The organism is Amorphus sp. 3PC139-8 (genome assembly GCF_040750475.1).
Lineage (GTDB): Bacteria > Pseudomonadota > Alphaproteobacteria > Rhizobiales > Amorphaceae > Amorphus.
In genome coordinates this window covers 201812-220315 of the sequence record NZ_JABJVY010000004.1, presented here as the reverse complement: position 1 = coordinate 220315, position 18504 = coordinate 201812, and the positions used below count along the sequence as shown (strand labels likewise).

Here is an 18504-nt window from a genome sequence, read left to right as displayed (position 1 = left end):
CTCCCGGCGGGTTTTGATCTTCTCAGCGCTTGATAGGCGCCATAGCACCTATTTATACGCCGGGATCCTGCCCCCGAATACCGAAACTTTGTGATGGAACGGATCGGGTTTGGTGATCGATCGGGAGTTGGGCTGGCTTCACCGGCACCTCGATTTATTAGAATTATTATTGGTATTGTCTGCATAATTTGCCTGAGAAAGCTGTATTCTTTCTAGTATTCATGCGTTGATAAAGAATTGATTCGGATCTCGGCGCCTGATAAGCGGTCGGTCGACTGGGCGGGGCGAGGAAAATGGGCGCGTGCCCGTTGAATCCGGCCCGGAACATCGAAATCGGCCAAGGACTGTGCCGCTGGGTTGTTTCGACCCGGGGGTGTCGATCGCGGCCGGAGCGGGCACGGGGGCTCGACATGTTGCGTGGTTTTCAAAGGCGGCGGCAGAGGAGGGAAATTCCTCTGCCGCGTGGTGAAGCATATTCGCTGGACCAAGAGAGCGTGGTGCGGCGGCCGGCATGGTGGCGCTTCTTCGGCCCGGCCTTCATCATCTCGATCGGCTACTTCGATCCCGGCAATTGGGCGACGGACCTGCAGGCGGGCAGCCAGTTCGGCTACACCTTGCTCTGGGTGCTGTCGCTGTCTTGCCTGATCGGTGCGCTGGTCCAGAATCTGTGTTCCAAGCTCGGCATCGCCACCGGCAAGGATCTGGCCCAGCATTGCGCGGAGCGTTTCCCGCCCTGGGCGGCGAAAATCCTGTTCGTGTCGGCGGTCCTGTCGATGATGGCGACCGATCTCGCCGAGATCATCGGCGTGGCAGTTGCGCTGCATCTCCTGTTCGCGATCCCCTTGTGGATGGGCGCGATCATTACCGCCGTCGACGTCTTTCTGATCCTGCTTCTGAACCGCTGGAGCTTCCGGGCGATCGAGACCGTCTTCCTGACATTTCTGACCAGCGTCAGCCTGATGTACGTGATCGAGCTCTTTATGAGCGATCCGGACTATGAGGCAGTGGTGCGCGACAGCGTTCTGCCCAGCGCCGACATCATGGATGCCAGCGCGCTGTTCATCGCCGTCGGCATCATCGGCGCGACGATCATGCCGCACAATCTCTACCTTCACTCCAACCTGGCGATTTCGCGCGTGCGCGAGAACCTGGCGAAGCCGCGAACCCTCTATCGCTGGTCGCTGTGGGACACCAACATCTCGCTCACGTTCGCCTGGTTCGTGAACGCCGCGATCCTGGTGGTCGCCGCCGCCGTCTTCAATCCGATCTACATGAAGACGGGCACCGTGATCGCGTCCTTCGATGACGCCTACAAGACGCTGGTGCCCATCCTGAGCCAGGGCGCGGGGCTGATCTTCGCCATCGCTTTGCTGGTCGCCGGCGTCGCTTCGTCCACGTCGGCGACGCTGGCCGGCCAGGTGGTGTTCGAAGGCTTTCTCAAGATGCCCAATGTGAGCCCGTTCCTGATCCGGGTCGGGACACGCACCGTGACCATGGCGCCGGCGCTGATCGCGATCTTTCTGAATGCGCCACCGGTGGAGATCCTGGTCTGGAGCCAGGTGGTCCTCTCCCTGCAGCTTCCCTTCGCGATGTTGCCGCTGGTGATTTTCACCGACGACAAGAAGACGATGGGCGACTTCGCCAACCGCGCCTGGATCCGTCTGCTTCTGTGGCCGGTGACGGTAATTCTGCTGATCCTCAACCTGGTGGTTCTGGGGCAGACGATCGGCTGGATTCCGAGCGGTTAGAGAGTATTTCCCGTTCAGATTGAAACAGTCCGAACGAAAAGGACATGCTCAAGCGATTGAAGTTGGGATCGTGTCCAGGCGAAGCGGAAACCGCTTCGCCTGGACACGTTTATGGGCCGCCCTCGCGGAGCCGGTGAGCGAAAAAGCGCTCTCTATTTCGGCGCCATCCGGAGCGCGCCGTCCAGGCGGATGACCTCGCCGTTCAGCATCTCGTTGTCGACGATCTGAAGCACCAGCTTGGCGTATTCCTCCGGCCGGCCGAGGCGGGAGGGGAACGGCACCTGCTCGCCGAGGCTCTGTTGTGCGGCCTCGGGAAGCCCTTTCAGCATTGCGGTTTCGAAGATACCGGGCGCAATGGTCACCACGCGAATCCCGAGCGGTGCGAACTCGCGGGCCGCCGGCAGCGTCAGCCCGACCACGCCGGCCTTGGAGGCGGCATAGGAGGTCTGGCCGATCTGGCCGTCGTAGGCTGCGATCGAGGCGGTGTTTACGATCACGCCGCGTTCGCCGGTCGCAAGCGGCTCGAGCTTGGCGGCACGTTCGGCAAACAGCCGCAACACGTTGAACGTGCCGATCAGGTTTACCTCGACGCCCTTGCGAAAGGCCTCGAGCGGCATGGTGCCCGAGCGCGACAGGATCTTCTGGGCCGGAGCGACGCCGGCGCAGTTCACCAGCAGGCGGGCATCGCCGTGGGCTGCGGCTGCGGCGGCGAGGGCGGTTTCCACGTCTTCCGGCTTGCTGACATCGCAGGCCTGCGCGACGCCACCGATCTCGGCCGCGACTGCTTTGGCGCCTTCCTCGTTGAAGTCGAGGATCGCCACTTTCGCGCCTTTCGCGGCCAGTGCCCGCGCGGTCGCCGCGCCCAGGCCCGATCCGCCACCGGTTACGACTGCTGCCACGCCATCGAGTTGCATCTGTTTCTCTCCCCACATCTTTCGCCGGGCGGATGCCCGAGCCGGAAACGTCGTTCTTCCTTTTTCACATCCCGCTTCGCGACGCGAGTCCGCCGAATTTGCGTTTTTCACCCTCGACATCTCGTTCGCCGCAATTAGATGGTATGGCACCTATCTTGCTGCCGACGAGATGCGTGCGGGATGTCCGGTTCGCGCGGCTCGCGGTCGGGGCCGGTGCTGGCCGACCCCGGAACGACAGGGAGGACGAGACGGTGAGCGGGCGTGATCCCGATCTGGCCTGCACGGCCTACCGCCTGCGCAAGGCTGCGCGGCGAGTCACTCAGGCCTATGAGGCCGCGCTGGCGGAGAGCGGAGTGTCGATCGTCCAGTTCGCGGTGTTGGCCGAGCTCGACCGGTCCGAAGCGCTCACGCTGTCCGCTCTTGCCGACAGGCTCGCCACCGATCGTACCACGCTGTCACGAACCGTCGATCGGATGTCGGCGCTGGGGTGGACCGGCTCGGTCCCGGCCCAGGATCGCCGCGAGCGGCGGCTCAACCTGACGGATGCCGGCAAGGCCGCCTTTGCCGGAGCGTTGCCGGCCTGGCAACGGGTGGAGTGCACCATCGCCCGCAATCTCGGAAGCGAGCGGCGCGACCAGCTTTGGACCATGCTCAAGGATTTGGACGATGTCCTCGTCGCCGTTGAAGACGCGGGCGAGGGGGAGCCGAGCGACGCTATGGCCCGACCTTAGTTGCTACAGGACTAAGTGCGAAGCCTGCGCGATCGCGCGCCGCTTGCCTTTCACTCCGCTCATTCCCGCGCAAGCGGGAATCCATAGTGAGTCGGCATACGATTCTGGCAGAAGAGGTCGGACACGGCCTCGATTTCAATATTTGTAAAACCCCATCCCGATCGAACGGGTCTCTAGTTTCCAGGCTGCTCGAAGCGCCCTATGGATTCCCGCTTGCGCGGGAATAAGCGGAGATTGGGACACTGGCTTGTCGCCAAATCCCCCTGGCGCATAGTCGAGCACTCTTAGTAGTTCACTCCAGCGAACGCCGCAGTCCAGGCGGGTTTCGCCGGGCGTATCGATTTGCTGAGCCGGGAGCTCTTTCTCGGACGCCGCGGGACAGCCCGGGCTCTACTCGATCGCGACCATGAAGGGTTCGCCTTCGAAGGCGTCGCGCCCGCGCCCGATTGCCTTTGCCGCCATGCGCATGCGTCCCTGTCGGTCGAGCCGCTCGTCGCCGAGTGCCACCAGCAGGCTGTTCGGGGTCGCCGTGGGCGAGGCCTTTCGGATCGCTTTGGCGATCTCCGCCTCGTCTCGCTCCGGCTGGAGGGCGCAGGCGGCAATGAAGGCGGCGGCCGTGGATCGGCTGATGCCGGCGAAGCAGTGCACCACCAGCGGGGTCGAGCGATCCCAGGCTTCCACGAACGTCACGAGCTGGTCGACATGGTAAGCGGCTGGCAGAACCATGCCTTCCATCGGATCGACGATGTCGTTGAAGCCGAGAAAGAGGTGATTTTCCTCCGGCACCGTTTCCGGGCGCACCACGGCGGTGCCATCGTTGATCAGCGTCACCACGTGGCGGGCGCCGCAGCTTTCCACGGTCTCGTGGAGGCGGGCGAGAGAGGTCACGTAGATCATCGGCGTCGTCCTCGAGTTGTCGGCGCGGCGGAACGGATGGATCAGGGCTGATACAACGCGGAAAGCCATTTCTCTCTTATCGTTCCGGTTCGAATCGGATCGGTGTCTTGTCTTGCACCCTGGCACGTCCCTTTTGCGACGGCGGCGCCGAGGTTGGTCGGCGACGCATCGCTCCAAGGCTAACCGGAGCGCGCAGACCGGGCCTTTTCGCACAGGGCGAAGCGCTCCAGAAATCGCGTTTGCGCGACCTCGGTGGGCCAGGGCTCCAGATAGTCTTCGGTCTCGCGGGTTGGTTTCAGCCGTCCGACGGGGCCGAAATAGCGCCGCGCTTCGCGCTCGTCGAAGCCGGCAAGGCACATCGCCTCGTGGCGGGCGGCGGCCATGTCGGCCTGCTTGATCAGGCTCGTCAGCGTGTTGCTCGGTTCCGCCGGCAAGGCGAACCGCATACGAATGGCCGCCAGCAGGCGATGTTCCACGGCCTTGTAGTTGCCGCCGAGCACCGCCTTGAACGGCGAGATCAGATCGCCCACGACATATTCCGGCGCGTCGTGCAGGAGCACGGACATGCGCGCTTCGGCCTGCATCTCAGGCTCCAGACGGGCGGCCAGATGCTCCACCAGCAACGAATGCTGGGCGACCGAATAGGGGTGCGGACCAACCGTCTGGCCGTTCCAGCGCGCCACCCTGGCCAGGCCGTGGGCAATGTCCTCGATCTCGACATCGAGTGGCGAGGGGTCGAGCAAATCGAGCCGCCGACCCGACAGCATGCGCTGCCAGGCTCGCGGCGGTGCGCCGGCAATGTCAGGCATGACGACCGAAGCGCCTCATCCTGCTTTGGTCTCGCTCTCCGGCCAGCCGAAACCGGCCCACTCCGGCAGCTCCAGACGGATCGGATGCCCGTCCGCGGTGATGGTTTCGCCGGCGTCCATGGCCGCCTTGGCCCTGTCGAGACGCACCAATGCGAGCCCGGCCTTTCCGGCCACGGAGCCAAGGGTGCCGATCGGCCGGTCGTTGGCGAGAATTTGCGCGCCCGGCGGCGGCAGGGATTCCTCTCCGAGCGCCTTCACGATCCGCCGGCGGGCGGTGCCGCGATGGTGCATGCGGGAGACGACTTCCTGGCCCACATAGCAGCCCTTGGTAAAGTCGACGCCCTTGAGCTGGTCCATGTCCACATCGTGCGGAAAGGCATCGCCGAGCACGAAGTCGCGGCCGGATTGCGGTACTCCGAGCGCGATGCGATGGGCGTGGTAGGCGCCGGGATCGGTGCGGGTGAAGCCGGAGAGGCCCGACCCCGCGACGATGGCCGTCCGTGGCACGACCGCCCGATAGCCGAGCGCATCGAGACGGGGATCGCGGACCACGACGCCCGGCAGCATCGGCGGCCCGGCGCCGCCCCAGACCACATAGACCCGGTGGTCGGCGGTCACGTCTGCGATCTCGACCTTGGCGCGCAGCTTGTAGACCTTCAGCCGCTTCAGGAATTCCGCCGCGCTCGCGCGCGGCAGGTCGACGATCAGCGTGTCGGGATGCTGGGTCATGACGAAGCCGTCGACCAGCACCTTGCCCTGGGGCGTCAGGAGTGCGCCGTAGCGGGCCGTGCCGTCGGTGATCGTCTCCAGATCGCATGTCAAAAGGTTGTGGAGAAAGGAGCGCGCCTCGGGCCCGCTCACGCGGATGACCGCCCGATCGTCGAGCTCGGCGATGTACTGAGCCGTCATCGAGGCATCTCCCAGATCACACATTGGCGCCGCAACGCGTCCCGCCGACTTCGACGTAGGGTCGCGGGCCCGCTCCGGCAAGGTTCTGCCCCGGCATCGGCGAATCGCCGCCATCGGGGAATGACCATTCAACTCATGATGCTATAAACGCGTCGGAATCGAAACCGGACCGAGGTCGCCTGAGAGATGAGCGGAAGCTTCGACACCGTGTTTGCCGGCGGTACTGTCGTCACCCCCAACGGCCGCGAGCAGGTCGACGTCGGCGTTCGGGATGGCCGCATCGCCGCGATTGGCGATCTGATCCAGGCGTCGGCTAGCGAGGTCGTGGACTGTCGCGGGCTGCACATCCTGCCGGGCGTGATCGACAGTCAGGTGCATTTCCGCGAGCCGGGGCTGGAGCACAAGGAAGACCTGGAGACCGGCGCGCGTGCCGCCGTGCTCGGCGGAGTCACCGGCGTGTTCGAGATGCCCAACACCTCGCCGACGACGACCTCCGCCGCTGCGCTGGACGACAAGCTGCGCCGGGCGTCCGGGCGCATGTCGTGCGATTATGCCTTCTGGGTCGGCGCCACGGCGGAGAATATCGATGCGCTGGCGGACCTGGAAAAGCTGCCGGGTGCGGCCGGCATCAAGATCTTCATGGGATCGTCGACCGGGACGCTGCTGGTGGAGGACGACCCGACGCTGGACCGGGTGATGCGGGCGATCTCGCGGCGCTGCGCGGTCCATGCGGAGGACGAACCGCGGCTGCGCGAACGCAAGGACCTGCGCGTGCCGGGCGATCCGACCTCGCATCCGGTCTGGCGGGACCCGACGGCGGCGCTGATGGCGACCCGCCGGCTCGTCGGCGCGGCGCGAAAGGCGGGCCGGCGGGTGCACGTCCTGCATATCTCCACCGCCGAAGAGATGGACTATCTAGCCGATCAGAAGGACGTGGCCACCCTGGAAGTCACGCCGAATCACCTGACGCTGGCGATCGACGAGGACGGCGAGCGGCTCGGCACCTTGATGCAGATGAACCCGCCGGTGCGTGATGCCGCCCATCGGGCGCGAATCTGGCAGGCCGTGCGCGACGGACTGGTGGACGTTTTGGGTTCCGACCACGCTCCCCATACCCGGGAAGAGAAGGCCAATTCCTATCCGGAATCGCCGTCGGGCATGCCCGGGGTTCAGACGCTGGTGCCGGTGATGCTCGATCATGTCGCCAAGGGCCGGCTTACGCTGGAGCGGTTCGTGGACCTGACCAGTGCCGGGCCGCAGCGGATCTTCGGGATTTCGCGCAAGGGCCGGATCGCGCTCGGCTACGATGCGGACCTAACCATCGTCGATCTGAAGCGGACCGAGACGATCAGCAACGACTGGATCGCCACCAAGGCCGGTTGGACGCCTTATGACGGGCTTTCCGTTACCGGCTGGCCGGTGGGCACGATCGTGCGGGGCATCAAGGTGATGTGGGAAGGCGACCTCGTCAATCCGGGGGAGGGCGCGCCGATCTCGTTCGTGGAGGCGTTGCCGGCGGAGGGATGACGTCGGGCGCGGCGAGGGAGGCCGCTGCCGCAAGCGGCGACAATCTCGCGCTTGCGATCGCCACGATCGTCGTCACGGTCGCCATTCTGTCTTTCGGCGATGCCGTCATCAAGTTCGTCAGCAGCGATTTTCTGCTCTGGCAGATCTTCGTGCTGCGTTCGCTGATCGCGATGCCGGCCCTGGTGGCGATCGGCTTCGCGCGCCGCGGGACCGGTCTCGCGGCATTGCGGGTGGTGCGGCCGGGTTGGACGCTTCTCAGAAGCGTGCTCCTGGTTGCCATGTGGGTGGTTTATTATGCCGCCCTGCCGCACCTGAAGCTGTCGATCGCGGCTTCGGCCTACTACACCCTGCCGATCTTCATCACGCTGTTTTCGGCGGCGTTCCTGCGCGAGCGCGTCGGTCTTGTGGGCTGGGGCGCGGTCGCGCTCGGCTTCGTCGGCGTGCTCTTGATCCTTGCCCCCAGCGCCGACGACTTCAACGCCTTCGTCCTGCTGCCGCTGGTCTCCGCCGTCTGCTACGCGCTCGCTATGATTCTGACGCGGACCAAATGTCGGGCGGAGCATCCGTTCGCGCTGTCGTTGGCGCTGAATGGCGCGTTCGTGGTCGCCGGCTTGCTCGGGACCCTTGCGGGCTGGCTCTGGGGCGGAGGCACGTCCGCCTATCTTTTGGGCAGTTGGACTGCGATGGGTCTCGGCCAATGGGGCGCCATGGCGATCCTTGCCGGTTCGCTGATCGTGGGAAGCGTGGGCGCGGCGATCGCCTACCAACTCGGCGCGCCGTCGGTGGTGGCGTCCTACGACTTCGCCTATGTCGGCTTCGCCGCGCTATGGGGCGCGCTGTTCTTCCAGGAACTCCCGGAGCTGCGCGCCGTCGCCGGCATCGTCCTTATCGTCGCCGCCGGCCTGATCGCGGTGCGTCGGCGGTAAGAAATGGCTCCAGATTCAATAACTTGAGCAAGTCCTTATCGTTTAAATAGAATCAGTTTGAACGGGACACGCTCTAGCGCACTTCCAGGCCAAGTGGAAACCGGTTGGCCGTCCGGAAATGCGTCAAAACAATGGGTTAGAGTCGTTCGGCGACTCCGTGGAAAGCAGAACGGGTCAAACCGTTGCGGGCCTACTCGCCGGCCACGAAATAGTGCAGCGTGCCGTCCGGACCGATCCCGACCCGGTAGAAGATGTAGCCGCCATGGCGGCGCATCTCGTCCACGTCGAAGGCGGTCAGGATACGATAGAGTTCGACCTCCTGTTCGGGCGACAGGCCATCGAGCGGCCAGCGCGCGAAATAGGGCCAGACATACATTTCCTGCGGCGTGCCGACATCGACATGGACCCAGCCGGCCTCCAGGATCTCCAGAAGCAGGGCCAGGATCTCCCGACCTTCGGCGTCGCCGGACGCCTGCTTGAGAAACGTCACCGGATCGTCGACCGGGTCGAACGAGAGGGTCGGCGGCATTTCGTTCTGTTCCAAGACCCGGCCGAGCTCCTCAACCTGGCCGGTTCGCGCCGCGTCCATCAAGGCATTGCGCATGCGGGCAACGGCTCTCGGCAACTCGGTATCGCCGTAGTGGACGGGCGGCGCCTTCCCGACCGCAGGCTCGGCCGGGGCCGGCGAGGTCTCCGATCCGTCACTCGGCTCGGTCGTTTGGTCCGGTGTTTGCTTCAAGGGAGCGAACGGGTGGAGGGGATCGTCGGATACCGGCGCCAGGCCCGGCTCCAGAATGGGCGCCGCGATCGGCCAGACGGCGGGGCGCTCGATGTCCGCAGCCGCCTGCGCGCCGCCCGCCGGCACGGCGAGCGCGAGCAATGGGAGGATCATGACGGCTTGTCTGATCGGTCGCGCAGCGATCACCGCACTGTCTCCTCTCGCAGGGGCTGTGCGTGCCCCAATCGTGTGGCGCATGTGCCGCCTGATCTCGCGCCGCGTCCGGCTTTCGAACGGCGATGACGTCGTGTCGCAGCGAACCGAACCCGAGGGCATGCTCGACTGGCCCGAGCGAGGGCAAACACCGAAGTCCACTTTCCCTCATCCCTCTCCAGTCTTACAAGTTGCACCGGCCTCCTTCCAAGTGTGATTGAAACTCCCCTCCAGATTGGTTCGTTAGCCGCTAACGTGATGTCTCTTGTTCAGCCCATCCTGCGGAGGCCCCCGACGTCGTGAGTGAGCTCGGCATGATCCTGTTGGGGGTCGCGATCGGTTTCATCGCGGCCGCTCCGGTCGGGCCCGTCAACGTCATGGCCATGCAGCGGGCATTTCGGCGCGGCTTTCTGCCGGGCGTGATCACGGGCACGGGGTCTGTCATCGCCGATGCCATGTTCGCGGCGGCGGCCGCGTTCGGCCTGACGGCGGTCGGCGATTTCTTCGAAGGCCATGCCCGCACCATCCAGGTGGTGGGCGGGGGGATTTTGATCCTGTTCGGGCTCCGGATCATTTTGAGCCACCCCCACATCAACGCCACCGATGGGGAGCGTTCCGAGGGTGTCCTGTCGGGAATGGCGGCCGCCTTTGCGCTGACCATCACCAATCCCGGCGCGCTGCTGGGCTTTCTCGCCCTGTTCGGAACGCTGGGCGAATGGGCGCCGGAGCCGGGGGATTGGCTGGCGGCGTCCGAGTTGGTGCTCGGGGTCGCCGCCGGCTGCCTACTGTGGTGGGTGATGATCTCGGCGATCGTGGCGCGGCTGAGGGTCCACCTGGACGATCACTGGCTGGAGCAGCTCAACTGGGTCGCCGGGGGATTGCTGACCGCAATCGGCGTGGTGATTCTCGCCCGGCTGGGTCTGATCGCGATCGGCGTGGTCTGAGCGTTTCTCAAGCGTTTCAGGCGATGCGGGGAAGCGCTTGATGCTTCAGGAGCCGTCGAGCAGGCAACGCGACCGCGCGACCACATCGGCGAGACCGTCGGTGGTCGCCAGTGCCTCGATTGTCTCCGGACGGGCCCATTGCACCGCGCGGGCGTCGTCGGCGGCGCTCGCCACTCCAGCGCGATAGCGGGCCGCGAACACCACCAGCACGTAGTGGGCGCGCAGCGTTCCGTCCTCGTCGCGGCGAATGACGTCGTGCGCATCGACAAGGCCGAGAAGGTCGGCGTCCACGCCGGTCTCTTCGGCGAGCTCCCGCAGGGCGGCATCGCGGATCGGCTCTCCCGGCTCGACATGACCGCCCGGCAGGCTCCACAGGCCCTCAAGCGGTGGACGGCCCCGCTCCACCAGAAGCACCTGGTCGCCGCGCCAACAGGCGACACTGATCCCCAGGCGGGGCAAGACGGGGGCTTGCGATTGGTTCGTCACAACGGGATACCGAGAGAGTTGGGGTCGGTGCGATCCCGTCAGGCCATGATGGGACCGAGGAACAACGGTAGGCGACGATGTGCGGCCGGTACACTCTTGTTGCGCGCCCTGAAGAGGTCCAGGCGCTTTTCGACGCGCTCGAGGCCCACCAGGCGCCGCCGCGCTACAACATCGCGCCGTCGCAACCGATTCTGATCGTGCGGGAGGACCAGCCGGGAGTGCGCCGGCTCGTTTTGGTGCGCTGGGGTCTGATTCCCGGTTGGGCCAAGGACCCGAGCAAGCTCGCCAATCTGATCAATGCGCGCTCCGAAACCGCGATCGACAAGCCGTCCTTCCGCACCGCCATGCGCCACAAGCGTTGCCTGATCCCGGCAAGCGGCTTCTATGAATGGCAAAAGCGCAAGGGCACCCGCTCCCAGCCTTATTTGATCCGCCCGAGCGAGGGCGATCTGGTCGCCTTTGCCGGCATTTGGGAAGACTGGACCGATCCCGATGGGGGGGTGATCGAAACCGCGGCGATCCTGACGACGGCGGCGAACGCGACGCTATCGCCGATCCATGACCGGATGCCGGCCGTGGTGCAGCCGGAGGATTTCGCGCTCTGGCTCGATACCCGTTCGGTCGACGCCAAAACGGCGACCTCGATCCTACGGCCGGCGCCGGAAGACACTTTCGAGGCGGTTGCGATCGGCTCCCGCGTCAATGCCGTTGGCCAGGACGATCCGGGCATTCAGAACCCGGTGGATCCGGTGTCGTCGCCACCGGCGGACGAGCCGGCCCCCGACTCGAAGCCGGACAAAGGTCAGTTCGACCTGTTCGACTGACGAAACCGGCTTTATCGTTGGCCTTCCTTGATGACTCCTCTCATTCCCGCGAAGGCGGGAAGCCATGCGGCTTTTGAGAAAGGAACGCCATCATTTCAAGCCGTTGGGAGTCGGGAAGTCTGCGCTCGCGCGCGACTTCTACTGTGAAATCGCTTGTTTCCTACGGCTTCCTGCCTTCGCGGGAATGAGCGGAATCTTTAACAGGTCTCACTGCATCGCGATTGCTGTCACATGGGTCTGGAACGGCTCGCGTTGGGCGATCTCGCCGAACCAACGTTCGACATTGGGACAAGACGGCCGCTGCTCGAACAACTCCAGAAAGCGGCGGACGTGGACAGCTGCCGGAATGTCGCCGATCGAAAAGGCGTCGCCAGCCAAAAAGCGGGTCTCGGCGAGCCGATCTTCCATCATGGCCACGGCCGCGAGGGTCTTTTCCTTCGCCGCGGCGATGGTCTTCTCGTCGCGCTCGGCCGCCGACTGGCGCACCAGACCCCAGAACACCGGGCCGATCGCCGGCGAAAGAACCGTCTGTTCCCAGTCCATCCACTGGCCGGCGATCGCGCGGGTGCGCAAATCGTCGGGATGGATCGCGGCGGCATGTTTTTCGGCGAGATAGCGCACGATGGCGTTGGATTCCCACATCACGAAGCCGTCGTCTTCCTGAAGCGTGGGCACCAGGCCGTTCGGGTTGAGCGCCAGATAGGCGGGTTCGCGGGTGCCGCCGAACGGCCCACCGATGTCGATCCGCTCGACCCGCAGGCCGATCTCGCCGATCGTCCACATCGCCTTCTGCACGTTCGCCGAGGTGTTCCGCCCCCAGATCTTCGCCATGTCGCCGCCTATGCTTGTTCGGACCAATCTCAATCGTCCGGATGGATCAATACGCGGCCGGGATTGAGGATGCCTTTGGGATCGAGCATCCTCTTGACCTGTCGCATCATTGAAAGCTCGACCGGATCGCGCACGCTCGCCACGAGATCGCGCTTCAGCCGGCCAATGCCATGCTCGGCGGAGATCGATCCGCCATGATCGCGCACGATCGCGTGGACGACCGCGTTGATCTCCTCCCAGCGTGCCAGGTAGGCGGCCTTGTCGGCGCCGACGGGCTGGCTCACGTTGAAATGGAGGTTACCGTCGCCGAGGTGGCCGAACGGCACCGTGCGCGCGCCGGGAATCAGGGTTTCGACCGCCCGGGTCGCCTCTTCCACGAAGGCGGGAATCGCGGCGATCGGCACGGCGATGTCGTGCTTGACCGATCCGCCCTCGTGGAGTTGGACTTCGGAGATCATATGCCGCAGGCGCCAGAAGGCGGCTGCTTGGTCGAGGCTTTCCGCAACGACGGCGTCGGTCGCAAGGCCGGCTTCGATGGCCTCGCCGAGGGCTGCTTCCAGCAGCGTGCGGGCTTCCTCGCGGCTCTGGCCGGAGGCGATCTCGACCAGCACATACCAGGGATGAGGCGTGGCCATCGGATCGCGATTGCCGGGCGCATGGGCGAGCACGAATTCCAGCCCGCGCCGGCCGATGAGCTCGAAGGCGACGACGGCGCCGCCGGCGGCCGCCTTCACCCGGTCGAACAGGGCGACCGCATCGGCCGGGCTTTCAACCGCGGCGATCGCGACCTCGCGGCCAACCGGCTTCGGGTGGAGCTTCAGCACGGCGGCGGTAACGATCCCGAGCGTGCCTTCCGCGCCGATGAACAGATTCTTCAGATCGTAGCCGGTGTTGTCCTTGCGCAGTCGGCGCAGTCCGTTCCAGATCTCGCCGCTCGCCAGCACGACTTCCAGCCCGAGCACCAGATCGCGGGTGTTGCCGTAGGCCAGCACGCCGGTGCCGCCGGCATTGGTGGAGATATTTCCGCCGATGGTGCAGGAGCCTTCCGAGGCGAGCGATAGCGGAAACAGGCGATCGGCCTCGTCGGCCGCGGCTTGCACGCCGGCCAGCGTGACGCCGGCCTCCGCCGTCAGGGTATAGCCCTCCGCGTCGACCTCGCGGATGCGGTCGAGCCGGGCGAGCGAGACGAGAATTTCCGCGCCGCTCTCGTCCGGCACCTGGCCGCCGACCAGGCCGGTGTTGCCCCCCTGGGGCACGATCGACGTATCCGATTCGCTTGCAAGCGACAGGATTTTGGCGACTTCATCGATGCTTCCAGGCCGCAGAACGAGCGGCGTGCGGCCATGATAAAGCCGGCGCCATTCGGTCAAGTAGGGGGCTTGGTCGTCCGGGGATCGAAGCGCATGGGATGCGCCGACGATGGCGGCAAACCGCTCGATGAGCTCGGGTGAAGGCGGGTTTTTTCGGGTCATTGCCGACACGATTTGCCACTTCTCTCCCCCTCCGTCGAGGGAGAACATGCACCTGCTCGCTCAAGCGTGTCTCGTCTCGCGGCTTGAAGCCCTCAAGGCCCTGTGCCATATCGGTGCGACCCGGGCGGAGGCGCCTCCAACAAGCGGATCATCAAGAACATCATGGCGGACTCTCGCGGCATCATGGAAGGCAGGCGCGGCCTGATTTTGGGTGTCGCAAACAACCGATCGATGGCATGGGGCATCGCCAAGGCGGTGCGCGCGCAGGGCGGGGAGCTTGCCTTCACCTACCAGGGCGATGCGCTGCGCAAGCGCGTCGAGCCGCTGGCGGCGGAGCTGGGCGCGTTCGTCGCCGGCCACTGCGACGTGACCGAGCCGGAAAGCATCAACCAGGTTTTCGACAACCTGGAGAAGGAGTGGGGCTCGATCGACTTCGTCGTGCACGCGATCGCGTTCTCCGACCGCGATCAGCTCACCGGCCGCTACGTCGACACCACGGCTGAGAATTTCAACAAGACGCTCAACATCTCCTGCTATTCGCTGACGGCGATCGCCCAGCGCGCGGAGCCGTTGATGACGGATGGCGGATCGATCCTGACGCTGACCTACTATGGCGCGGAAAAGGTGATGCCACACTACAATGTGATGGGTGTCGCCAAGGCCGCGTTGGAGGCGAGCGTGCGCTATCTGGCGGCGGATCTCGGGCCGAAGAAGATCCGCGTCAATGCGCTGTCGGCGGGGCCGATTCGGACGCTGGCCGCTTCCGGCATCGGCGACTTCCGCTATATCCTGAAATGGAACGAGCTGAATTCGCCTCTGCGCAAGACGGTGACGATCGAGGAAGTCGGCGATGCCGCGCTCTATCTCGTGTCGCCGCTGTCGCGCGGCGTCACCGGCGAAGTGCACCATGTCGATTCCGGCTACCACGTGGTCGGGATGAAGGCGGTGGACGCGCCGGACATCTCCACCGTCAAGGACTGAGCGCGGGTGACCCCGCCGGAAATCCTGCGTCCGGGCGTTCTGCTGATCCACATTCGCCACGGCCAGACCGACTGGAACGCCGAAGAGCGGCTCCAGGGCGAGACGGACGTGCCGCTGAACGATCACGGCCGGAGCCAGGCGCGGCGCAACGGCGATCGCCTGGCCGATTGCCTGGCGCGATTCGGTCGCTGCGTCGGCGATGTCGATTGGGTCGCCTCGCCCCTGTCGCGGGCGCGGGAGACCATGGAGATCGTGCGCGGCGAAAACGGGCTGGAGGCGGACGGTTATCGGCTGGAAGAGCGTCTGCGCGAGGTCGCGTTCGGTCAGTGGCGCGGCCACACCATTCCGGAACTCAAGCAGATCGATCCCGATGCGGTGCGCGCCCGGCGGCGCGACAAGTGGGGCTTCCTGCCGCCAGGCGGCGAGAGCTACGGCGACCTGAAGCGCCGCGTGGCCGGTTGGCTGGCGACGCTGGAGCGTGATTCGGTGGTGGTCTCCCATGGCGGGGTCTACCGGGTGCTGCATCACCTGGTTGTGGGTACGCCGACGGCGGAGGCGCCGGCACTACCGGCCCCCCAGGACCGGATCGCGGTCTTTCGCGACGGCGGTGTGGAGCTGATTTGAGCCTCGCGGCGCCCGGCGAACTCCCGACCGTTTGACCCGGCCGGTCACAGGACCTAGATCAAACCGCCACACATCCGCGGTCGAGAGCATGTCCCACAACACCTTCGGTCATCTGTTTCGCGTCACGACCTTTGGCGAAAGCCACGGCCCTGCCATCGGCTGCGTGGTGGACGGCTGCCCGCCCGGCCTCTCCGTCAGTCGCGACGAGATCCAAGCCGCGCTGGATCGGCGCCGGCCCGGCCAGTCGCGCTACACCACCCAGCGGCGCGAGCCGGACGAGGTGCGAGTGCTGTCGGGCGTGGTGGAGGAGGCCGATGGCCAGTACCGCACCACCGGCACGCCGATCGCCATGATGATCGAGAATGTCGATCAGCGCTCCAAGGACTATGGCGCGATCGCAGACCGCTATCGTCCGGGCCATGCGGATTTCACCTACGACGCGAAATACGGCTTGCGCGATCCGCGCGGCGGTGGGCGTTCGTCGGCGCGCGAAACGGCGGCCCGCGTTGCGGCGGGCGCGATCGCCGCCAAGGTGCTGCCTCAGGTGACGATTCGCGGCGCACTCGTGCGGATCGGGCCGCACGAGATCGACCGCACCGCCTGGAACTGGGACGCGGTGTCGGAAAACCCGTTCTTCTGTCCCGATCCCGGCACCGTCGAGGTCTGGAGCGACTATCTCGATTCGGTTCGCAAGCGCGGCTCCTCCACCGGCGCGGTGGTCGAGGTGGTGGCGGAGGGGGTGCCCTCCGGCCTCGGCGCGCCGATCTACGGTAAGCTCGACCAGGAAATCGCCGGGGCGATGATGTCCATCAACGCCGTCAAAGGCGTCGAGATTGGCGCGGGTTTCGCCGCGGCGGCGCTGTCGGGCGAAGAAAACGCCGATGAAATGACCGTCGGCAACGATGGCCGGCCTCATTTCCTGAGCAATCACGCGGGGGGCATCTTAGGCGGCATTTCCACCGGCCAGCCGGTCGTCGTGCGGTTCGCCGTCAAGCCGACCTCCTCGATCCTGACGCCGCGCCGTTCGATCACGAGCGCCGGCGAGGAGGTCGAGGTGTCCACCAAGGGCCGACACGATCCCTGTGTCGGCATCCGCGCCGTTCCCGTGGGCGAAGCGATGCTCGCCTGTGTGCTGGCCGATCATGCCCTGCGTCACCGCGGTCAGATCGGCGACTCCCTTAACAAGGTATTGCATTCATGACCGAAAAGTTCACCCGCGTCGCCGATGCCATTCGCGCCTTCGAGCGCGGCGAGATCGTCGTGGTCACCGACGACGACGATCGCGAGAACGAGGGCGATCTGATCGTCGCCGCAAACCATGCCACGCCGGAAAAGATCGCCTTCATCGTGCGCCACACCTCCGGCATCCTTTGCGCGCCGATGACCCGGGGCGATGCGGAACGGTTCAATCTTACGCCGATGGTGTCTGACAACAACGCGCCGCTGTCGACAGCCTTTACCGTCTCCGTCGACGTGCGCCATGGCCTGACCACCGGCATTTCGGCGGAAGAGCGCTGCAACACCGTGCGCGCGCTCGCCAACGGCAATTCCGGCCCTTCCGATTTCGTTCGCCCCGGCCACGTGTTCCCGTTGATTGCGCGCGACGGCGGCGTGCTCATGCGCTCCGGCCACACCGAGGCGGCGGTCGATTTGTGCAAGCTGGCCGGTCTGCCGGCGGTGGGCGCGATCTGCGAACTCGTCAATGACGACGGTACGGTGAAGCGGGGCGAGCAGGTTGCCGCCTTCGCGGCGGAGCACAAGCTGCAATCGGTGTCGGTTGCCGACTTGATCGCGTGGCGCCAGCGCACCGAGCGGCTGGTGGAGCGCATCGGCGAGGCGATCGTGGAAACCCCGATCGGTCCGGCTCAGGCGGTCAGCTATCGCACACGGTTCGAAGGCGTGCAGCATTTGGCTCTGATCTTCGGCGATATCCGCGACGGCGAATCCATTCCCGCCCGGCTGCAGCGCGAGGCGATCCTGGACGATGTGTTCGGTAAGGATCGGCCGATCGAACGGATCATGGAGCGCATCGGCGAAGCCAAGCGCGGCGTCATCGTCTATCTGCGCGATGGCTCGGCCGGCGTGTCGCCGACCTCAGACCGGCCGCGCCAGTCCGCCGGCCTGGACGAGGGGCACGACACGGCCCGCCAGCGGGACGAGGAATGGCGCGAAATCGGTCTCGGCGCGCAGATCCTGCGCGATCTCGGGGTCAGCTCGATTCGCCTGTTGGCCTCTCGCGAGCGCCACTATGTCGGCTTGGGCGGCTTCGGCATCACGATCGACGCGACAGAGATCCTCGATGATCGAGCCGGATGACACAGCCCCCGAGCCGATGCCGAAGGCCTTCTCCGTCGGCTACAATTCCACCAGCGGAGAGGCGCTGGTCTATGGCGGCGCGACGCTGATCTTCATTGGCGCGATCGTGACGCTCCTGCAGCGCGAGCCGGCCGGATTGCTGCTCGCGTTAGCCGGGCTCGGCAGCTCCGTCTACTTTCGGCCGCTGATCGAGGCCCGCCGCCCCCAGATCGCGGCGAACATGCAGGGTCTCTATGTCGATCGAATCGGTGTGATCTCTTGGACGGCGATTGCCTCGATCGACGTGCGTGAGACCAATCTGAGAACCATGCACTTCTCGCGGCTGGTGGTGCGTCTGGCCGTGCCGCTGGAGCGGGCGGTGGTGGTGCCGGACGAAGGGCCATGGTGGCGCCGGCTGACGGTGAAGAACTGGAAGCGCAAGGATGACCGGCTGGAAATCAAGCTGGATACGCTGAAAGCCGACCCGATGGTGGTGATCCGCCGGGTGAAGGCCTTTCATCGAGTGGCGACGTTCTCCCCGAGCTGATTTATTCGGTCTGCGTGTCCTTTTACTCCGCTCATTCCCGCGAAGGCGGGAATCTATAGGGAGTAAGCTGCCTGGTGGAAATACTTCCATCGCACTCTGCGCTCTTGC

At 65.5% G+C, this 18504-nt stretch carries 19 protein-coding genes; 11 read left to right on the top strand and 8 right to left on the bottom strand.

Annotation, left to right across the window (positions count from 1 at the left end; translation table 11 throughout):
* Nucleotides 1-497: 497 nt before the first annotated feature.
* A complete protein-coding gene (locus HNS03_RS06375) occupies nt 498-1748 on the top strand; it encodes an Nramp family divalent metal transporter (protein WP_367193859.1) in 1251 nt (416 codons plus the stop codon).
* A gap of 152 nt (nt 1749-1900) precedes the next feature.
* Here the strand turns inward: HNS03_RS06375 and HNS03_RS06370 are convergent, their stop codons facing one another.
* Nucleotides 1901-2662, bottom strand: coding sequence for an SDR family NAD(P)-dependent oxidoreductase (locus tag HNS03_RS06370; RefSeq protein WP_367193858.1), 762 nt, complete (start codon nt 2660-2662; stop codon nt 1901-1903).
* A gap of 251 nt (nt 2663-2913) precedes the next feature.
* Between HNS03_RS06370 and HNS03_RS06365 the strand changes: the two genes are divergently transcribed.
* Nucleotides 2914-3393 (top strand): MarR family winged helix-turn-helix transcriptional regulator, encoded by a 480-nt coding sequence (locus HNS03_RS06365; protein WP_367193857.1) that lies wholly within the window; start codon nt 2914-2916, stop codon nt 3391-3393.
* 390 nt (nt 3394-3783) lie between these two features.
* On the opposite strand, the gene HNS03_RS06360 is transcribed toward HNS03_RS06365, so the two are convergent.
* The 3 genes from HNS03_RS06360 to HNS03_RS06350 form a co-directional block, all read right to left on the bottom strand.
* Nucleotides 3784-4290, bottom strand: a complete 507-nt coding sequence (locus HNS03_RS06360) for a tyrosine phosphatase family protein (RefSeq protein ID WP_367193856.1) — start codon at nt 4288-4290, stop codon at nt 3784-3786.
* A gap of 179 nt (nt 4291-4469) precedes the next feature.
* A complete protein-coding gene (locus tag HNS03_RS06355; RefSeq protein WP_367193855.1) occupies nt 4470-5099 on the bottom strand; it encodes a hydrolase in 630 nt (209 codons plus the stop codon).
* 15 nt (nt 5100-5114) lie between these two features.
* The gene (locus HNS03_RS06350) at nt 5115-6008 is read right to left on the bottom strand and encodes a folate-binding protein YgfZ (protein ID WP_367193854.1); all 894 of its coding nucleotides are present in this window, start codon (nt 6006-6008) and stop codon (nt 5115-5117) included.
* A 186-nt stretch (nt 6009-6194) separates the two neighbouring features.
* On the opposite strand from HNS03_RS06350, the gene HNS03_RS06345 reads away from it, so the two are divergent.
* Together HNS03_RS06345 and HNS03_RS06340 are read left to right on the top strand one after the other, a co-directional pair.
* Nucleotides 6195-7535 (top strand): dihydroorotase, encoded by a 1341-nt coding sequence (locus HNS03_RS06345; RefSeq protein ID WP_367193853.1) that lies wholly within the window; start codon nt 6195-6197, stop codon nt 7533-7535.
* Nucleotides 7532-8461 (top strand): DMT family transporter, encoded by a 930-nt coding sequence (locus HNS03_RS06340; protein WP_367193852.1) that lies wholly within the window; start codon nt 7532-7534, stop codon nt 8459-8461. The genes HNS03_RS06345 and HNS03_RS06340 overlap by 4 nt, the downstream gene beginning before the upstream one ends.
* Nucleotides 8462-8651: 190 nt before the next feature.
* On the opposite strand, the gene HNS03_RS06335 is transcribed toward HNS03_RS06340, so the two are convergent.
* On the bottom strand, nt 8652-9386 hold the full coding sequence (locus HNS03_RS06335) for a hypothetical protein (protein WP_367193851.1): 735 nt from the start codon (nt 9384-9386) through the stop codon (nt 8652-8654).
* Nucleotides 9387-9691: 305 nt separating this feature from the next.
* Between HNS03_RS06335 and HNS03_RS06330 the strand changes: the two genes are divergently transcribed.
* Nucleotides 9692-10336, top strand: coding sequence for a LysE family translocator (locus HNS03_RS06330; RefSeq protein ID WP_367193850.1), 645 nt, complete (start codon nt 9692-9694; stop codon nt 10334-10336).
* A 45-nt stretch (nt 10337-10381) separates the two neighbouring features.
* On the opposite strand, the gene HNS03_RS06325 is transcribed toward HNS03_RS06330, so the two are convergent.
* Nucleotides 10382-10822, bottom strand: a complete 441-nt coding sequence (locus HNS03_RS06325) for an NUDIX hydrolase (protein WP_367193849.1) — start codon at nt 10820-10822, stop codon at nt 10382-10384.
* Nucleotides 10823-10899: 77 nt separating this feature from the next.
* Between HNS03_RS06325 and HNS03_RS06320 the strand changes: the two genes are divergently transcribed.
* A complete protein-coding gene (locus HNS03_RS06320) occupies nt 10900-11646 on the top strand; it encodes an SOS response-associated peptidase (RefSeq protein ID WP_367193848.1) in 747 nt (248 codons plus the stop codon).
* A gap of 207 nt (nt 11647-11853) precedes the next feature.
* Here HNS03_RS06320 and HNS03_RS06315 read toward each other — a convergent pair whose 3' ends face one another.
* Nucleotides 11854-12477, bottom strand: coding sequence for a glutathione S-transferase family protein (locus tag HNS03_RS06315; RefSeq protein ID WP_367193847.1), 624 nt, complete (start codon nt 12475-12477; stop codon nt 11854-11856).
* A 29-nt stretch (nt 12478-12506) separates the two neighbouring features.
* Entirely contained in the window at nt 12507-13949 is a 1443-nt protein-coding gene (locus HNS03_RS06310) for an FAD-binding oxidoreductase (RefSeq protein WP_367193898.1), read from the bottom strand.
* Between the two features lie 162 nt (nt 13950-14111).
* On the opposite strand from HNS03_RS06310, the gene fabI reads away from it, so the two are divergent.
* The 5 genes from fabI (at nt 14112) to HNS03_RS06285 (ending at nt 18396) form a co-directional block, all read left to right on the top strand.
* Nucleotides 14112-14930: an enoyl-ACP reductase FabI gene (fabI, locus tag HNS03_RS06305; protein ID WP_367193846.1), complete on the top strand. Its 819-nt coding sequence runs from the start codon at nt 14112-14114 to the stop codon at nt 14928-14930.
* A 6-nt stretch (nt 14931-14936) separates the two neighbouring features.
* Nucleotides 14937-15554 carry a histidine phosphatase family protein gene (locus tag HNS03_RS06300; RefSeq protein WP_367193845.1) on the top strand — a complete coding sequence of 206 codons (618 nt, stop codon included), beginning with the start codon at nt 14937-14939 and terminating at the stop codon, nt 15552-15554.
* Between the two features lie 88 nt (nt 15555-15642).
* On the top strand, nt 15643-16755 hold the full coding sequence (aroC, locus tag HNS03_RS06295; RefSeq protein WP_367193844.1) for a chorismate synthase: 1113 nt from the start codon (nt 15643-15645) through the stop codon (nt 16753-16755).
* Nucleotides 16752-17870: a 3,4-dihydroxy-2-butanone-4-phosphate synthase gene (gene ribB, locus HNS03_RS06290; RefSeq protein ID WP_367193843.1), complete on the top strand. Its 1119-nt coding sequence runs from the start codon at nt 16752-16754 to the stop codon at nt 17868-17870. Before aroC ends, ribB begins: the two co-directional genes overlap by 4 nt.
* Entirely contained in the window at nt 17854-18396 is a 543-nt protein-coding gene (locus tag HNS03_RS06285; protein WP_367193842.1) for a hypothetical protein, read from the top strand. Before ribB ends, HNS03_RS06285 begins: the two co-directional genes overlap by 17 nt.
* The last annotated feature ends 108 nt before the right edge of the window (nt 18397-18504 follow it).

Bases quoted from the DNA above. Each gene is read 5' to 3' on its own strand.
- HNS03_RS06370 (WP_367193858.1), bottom strand. From the start codon at position 2,662: ATGCAACTCGATGGCGTGGCAGCAGTCGTAACCGGTGGCGGATCGGGC.
- HNS03_RS06360 (WP_367193856.1), bottom strand. From the start codon at position 4,290: ATGATCTACGTGACCTCTCTCGCCCGCCTCCACGAGACCGTGGAAAGC.
- HNS03_RS06355 (WP_367193855.1), bottom strand. From the start codon at position 5,099: ATGCCTGACATTGCCGGCGCACCGCCGCGAGCCTGGCAGCGCATGCTG.
- HNS03_RS06350 (WP_367193854.1), bottom strand. From the start codon at position 6,008: ATGACGGCTCAGTACATCGCCGAGCTCGACGATCGGGCGGTCATCCGC.
- HNS03_RS06345 (WP_367193853.1), top strand. From the start codon at position 6,195: ATGAGCGGAAGCTTCGACACCGTGTTTGCCGGCGGTACTGTCGTCACC.
- HNS03_RS06340 (WP_367193852.1), top strand. From the start codon at position 7,532: ATGACGTCGGGCGCGGCGAGGGAGGCCGCTGCCGCAAGCGGCGACAAT.
- HNS03_RS06320 (WP_367193848.1), top strand. From the start codon at position 10,900: ATGTGCGGCCGGTACACTCTTGTTGCGCGCCCTGAAGAGGTCCAGGCG.
- HNS03_RS06315 (WP_367193847.1), bottom strand. From the start codon at position 12,477: ATGGCGAAGATCTGGGGGCGGAACACCTCGGCGAACGTGCAGAAGGCG.
- HNS03_RS06310 (WP_367193898.1), bottom strand. From the start codon at position 13,949: ATGACCCGAAAAAACCCGCCTTCACCCGAGCTCATCGAGCGGTTTGCC.
- fabI (WP_367193846.1), top strand. From the start codon at position 14,112: ATGGCGGACTCTCGCGGCATCATGGAAGGCAGGCGCGGCCTGATTTTG.
- aroC (WP_367193844.1), top strand. From the start codon at position 15,643: ATGTCCCACAACACCTTCGGTCATCTGTTTCGCGTCACGACCTTTGGC.
- ribB (WP_367193843.1), top strand. From the start codon at position 16,752: ATGACCGAAAAGTTCACCCGCGTCGCCGATGCCATTCGCGCCTTCGAG.
- HNS03_RS06285 (WP_367193842.1), top strand. From the start codon at position 17,854: ATGATCGAGCCGGATGACACAGCCCCCGAGCCGATGCCGAAGGCCTTC.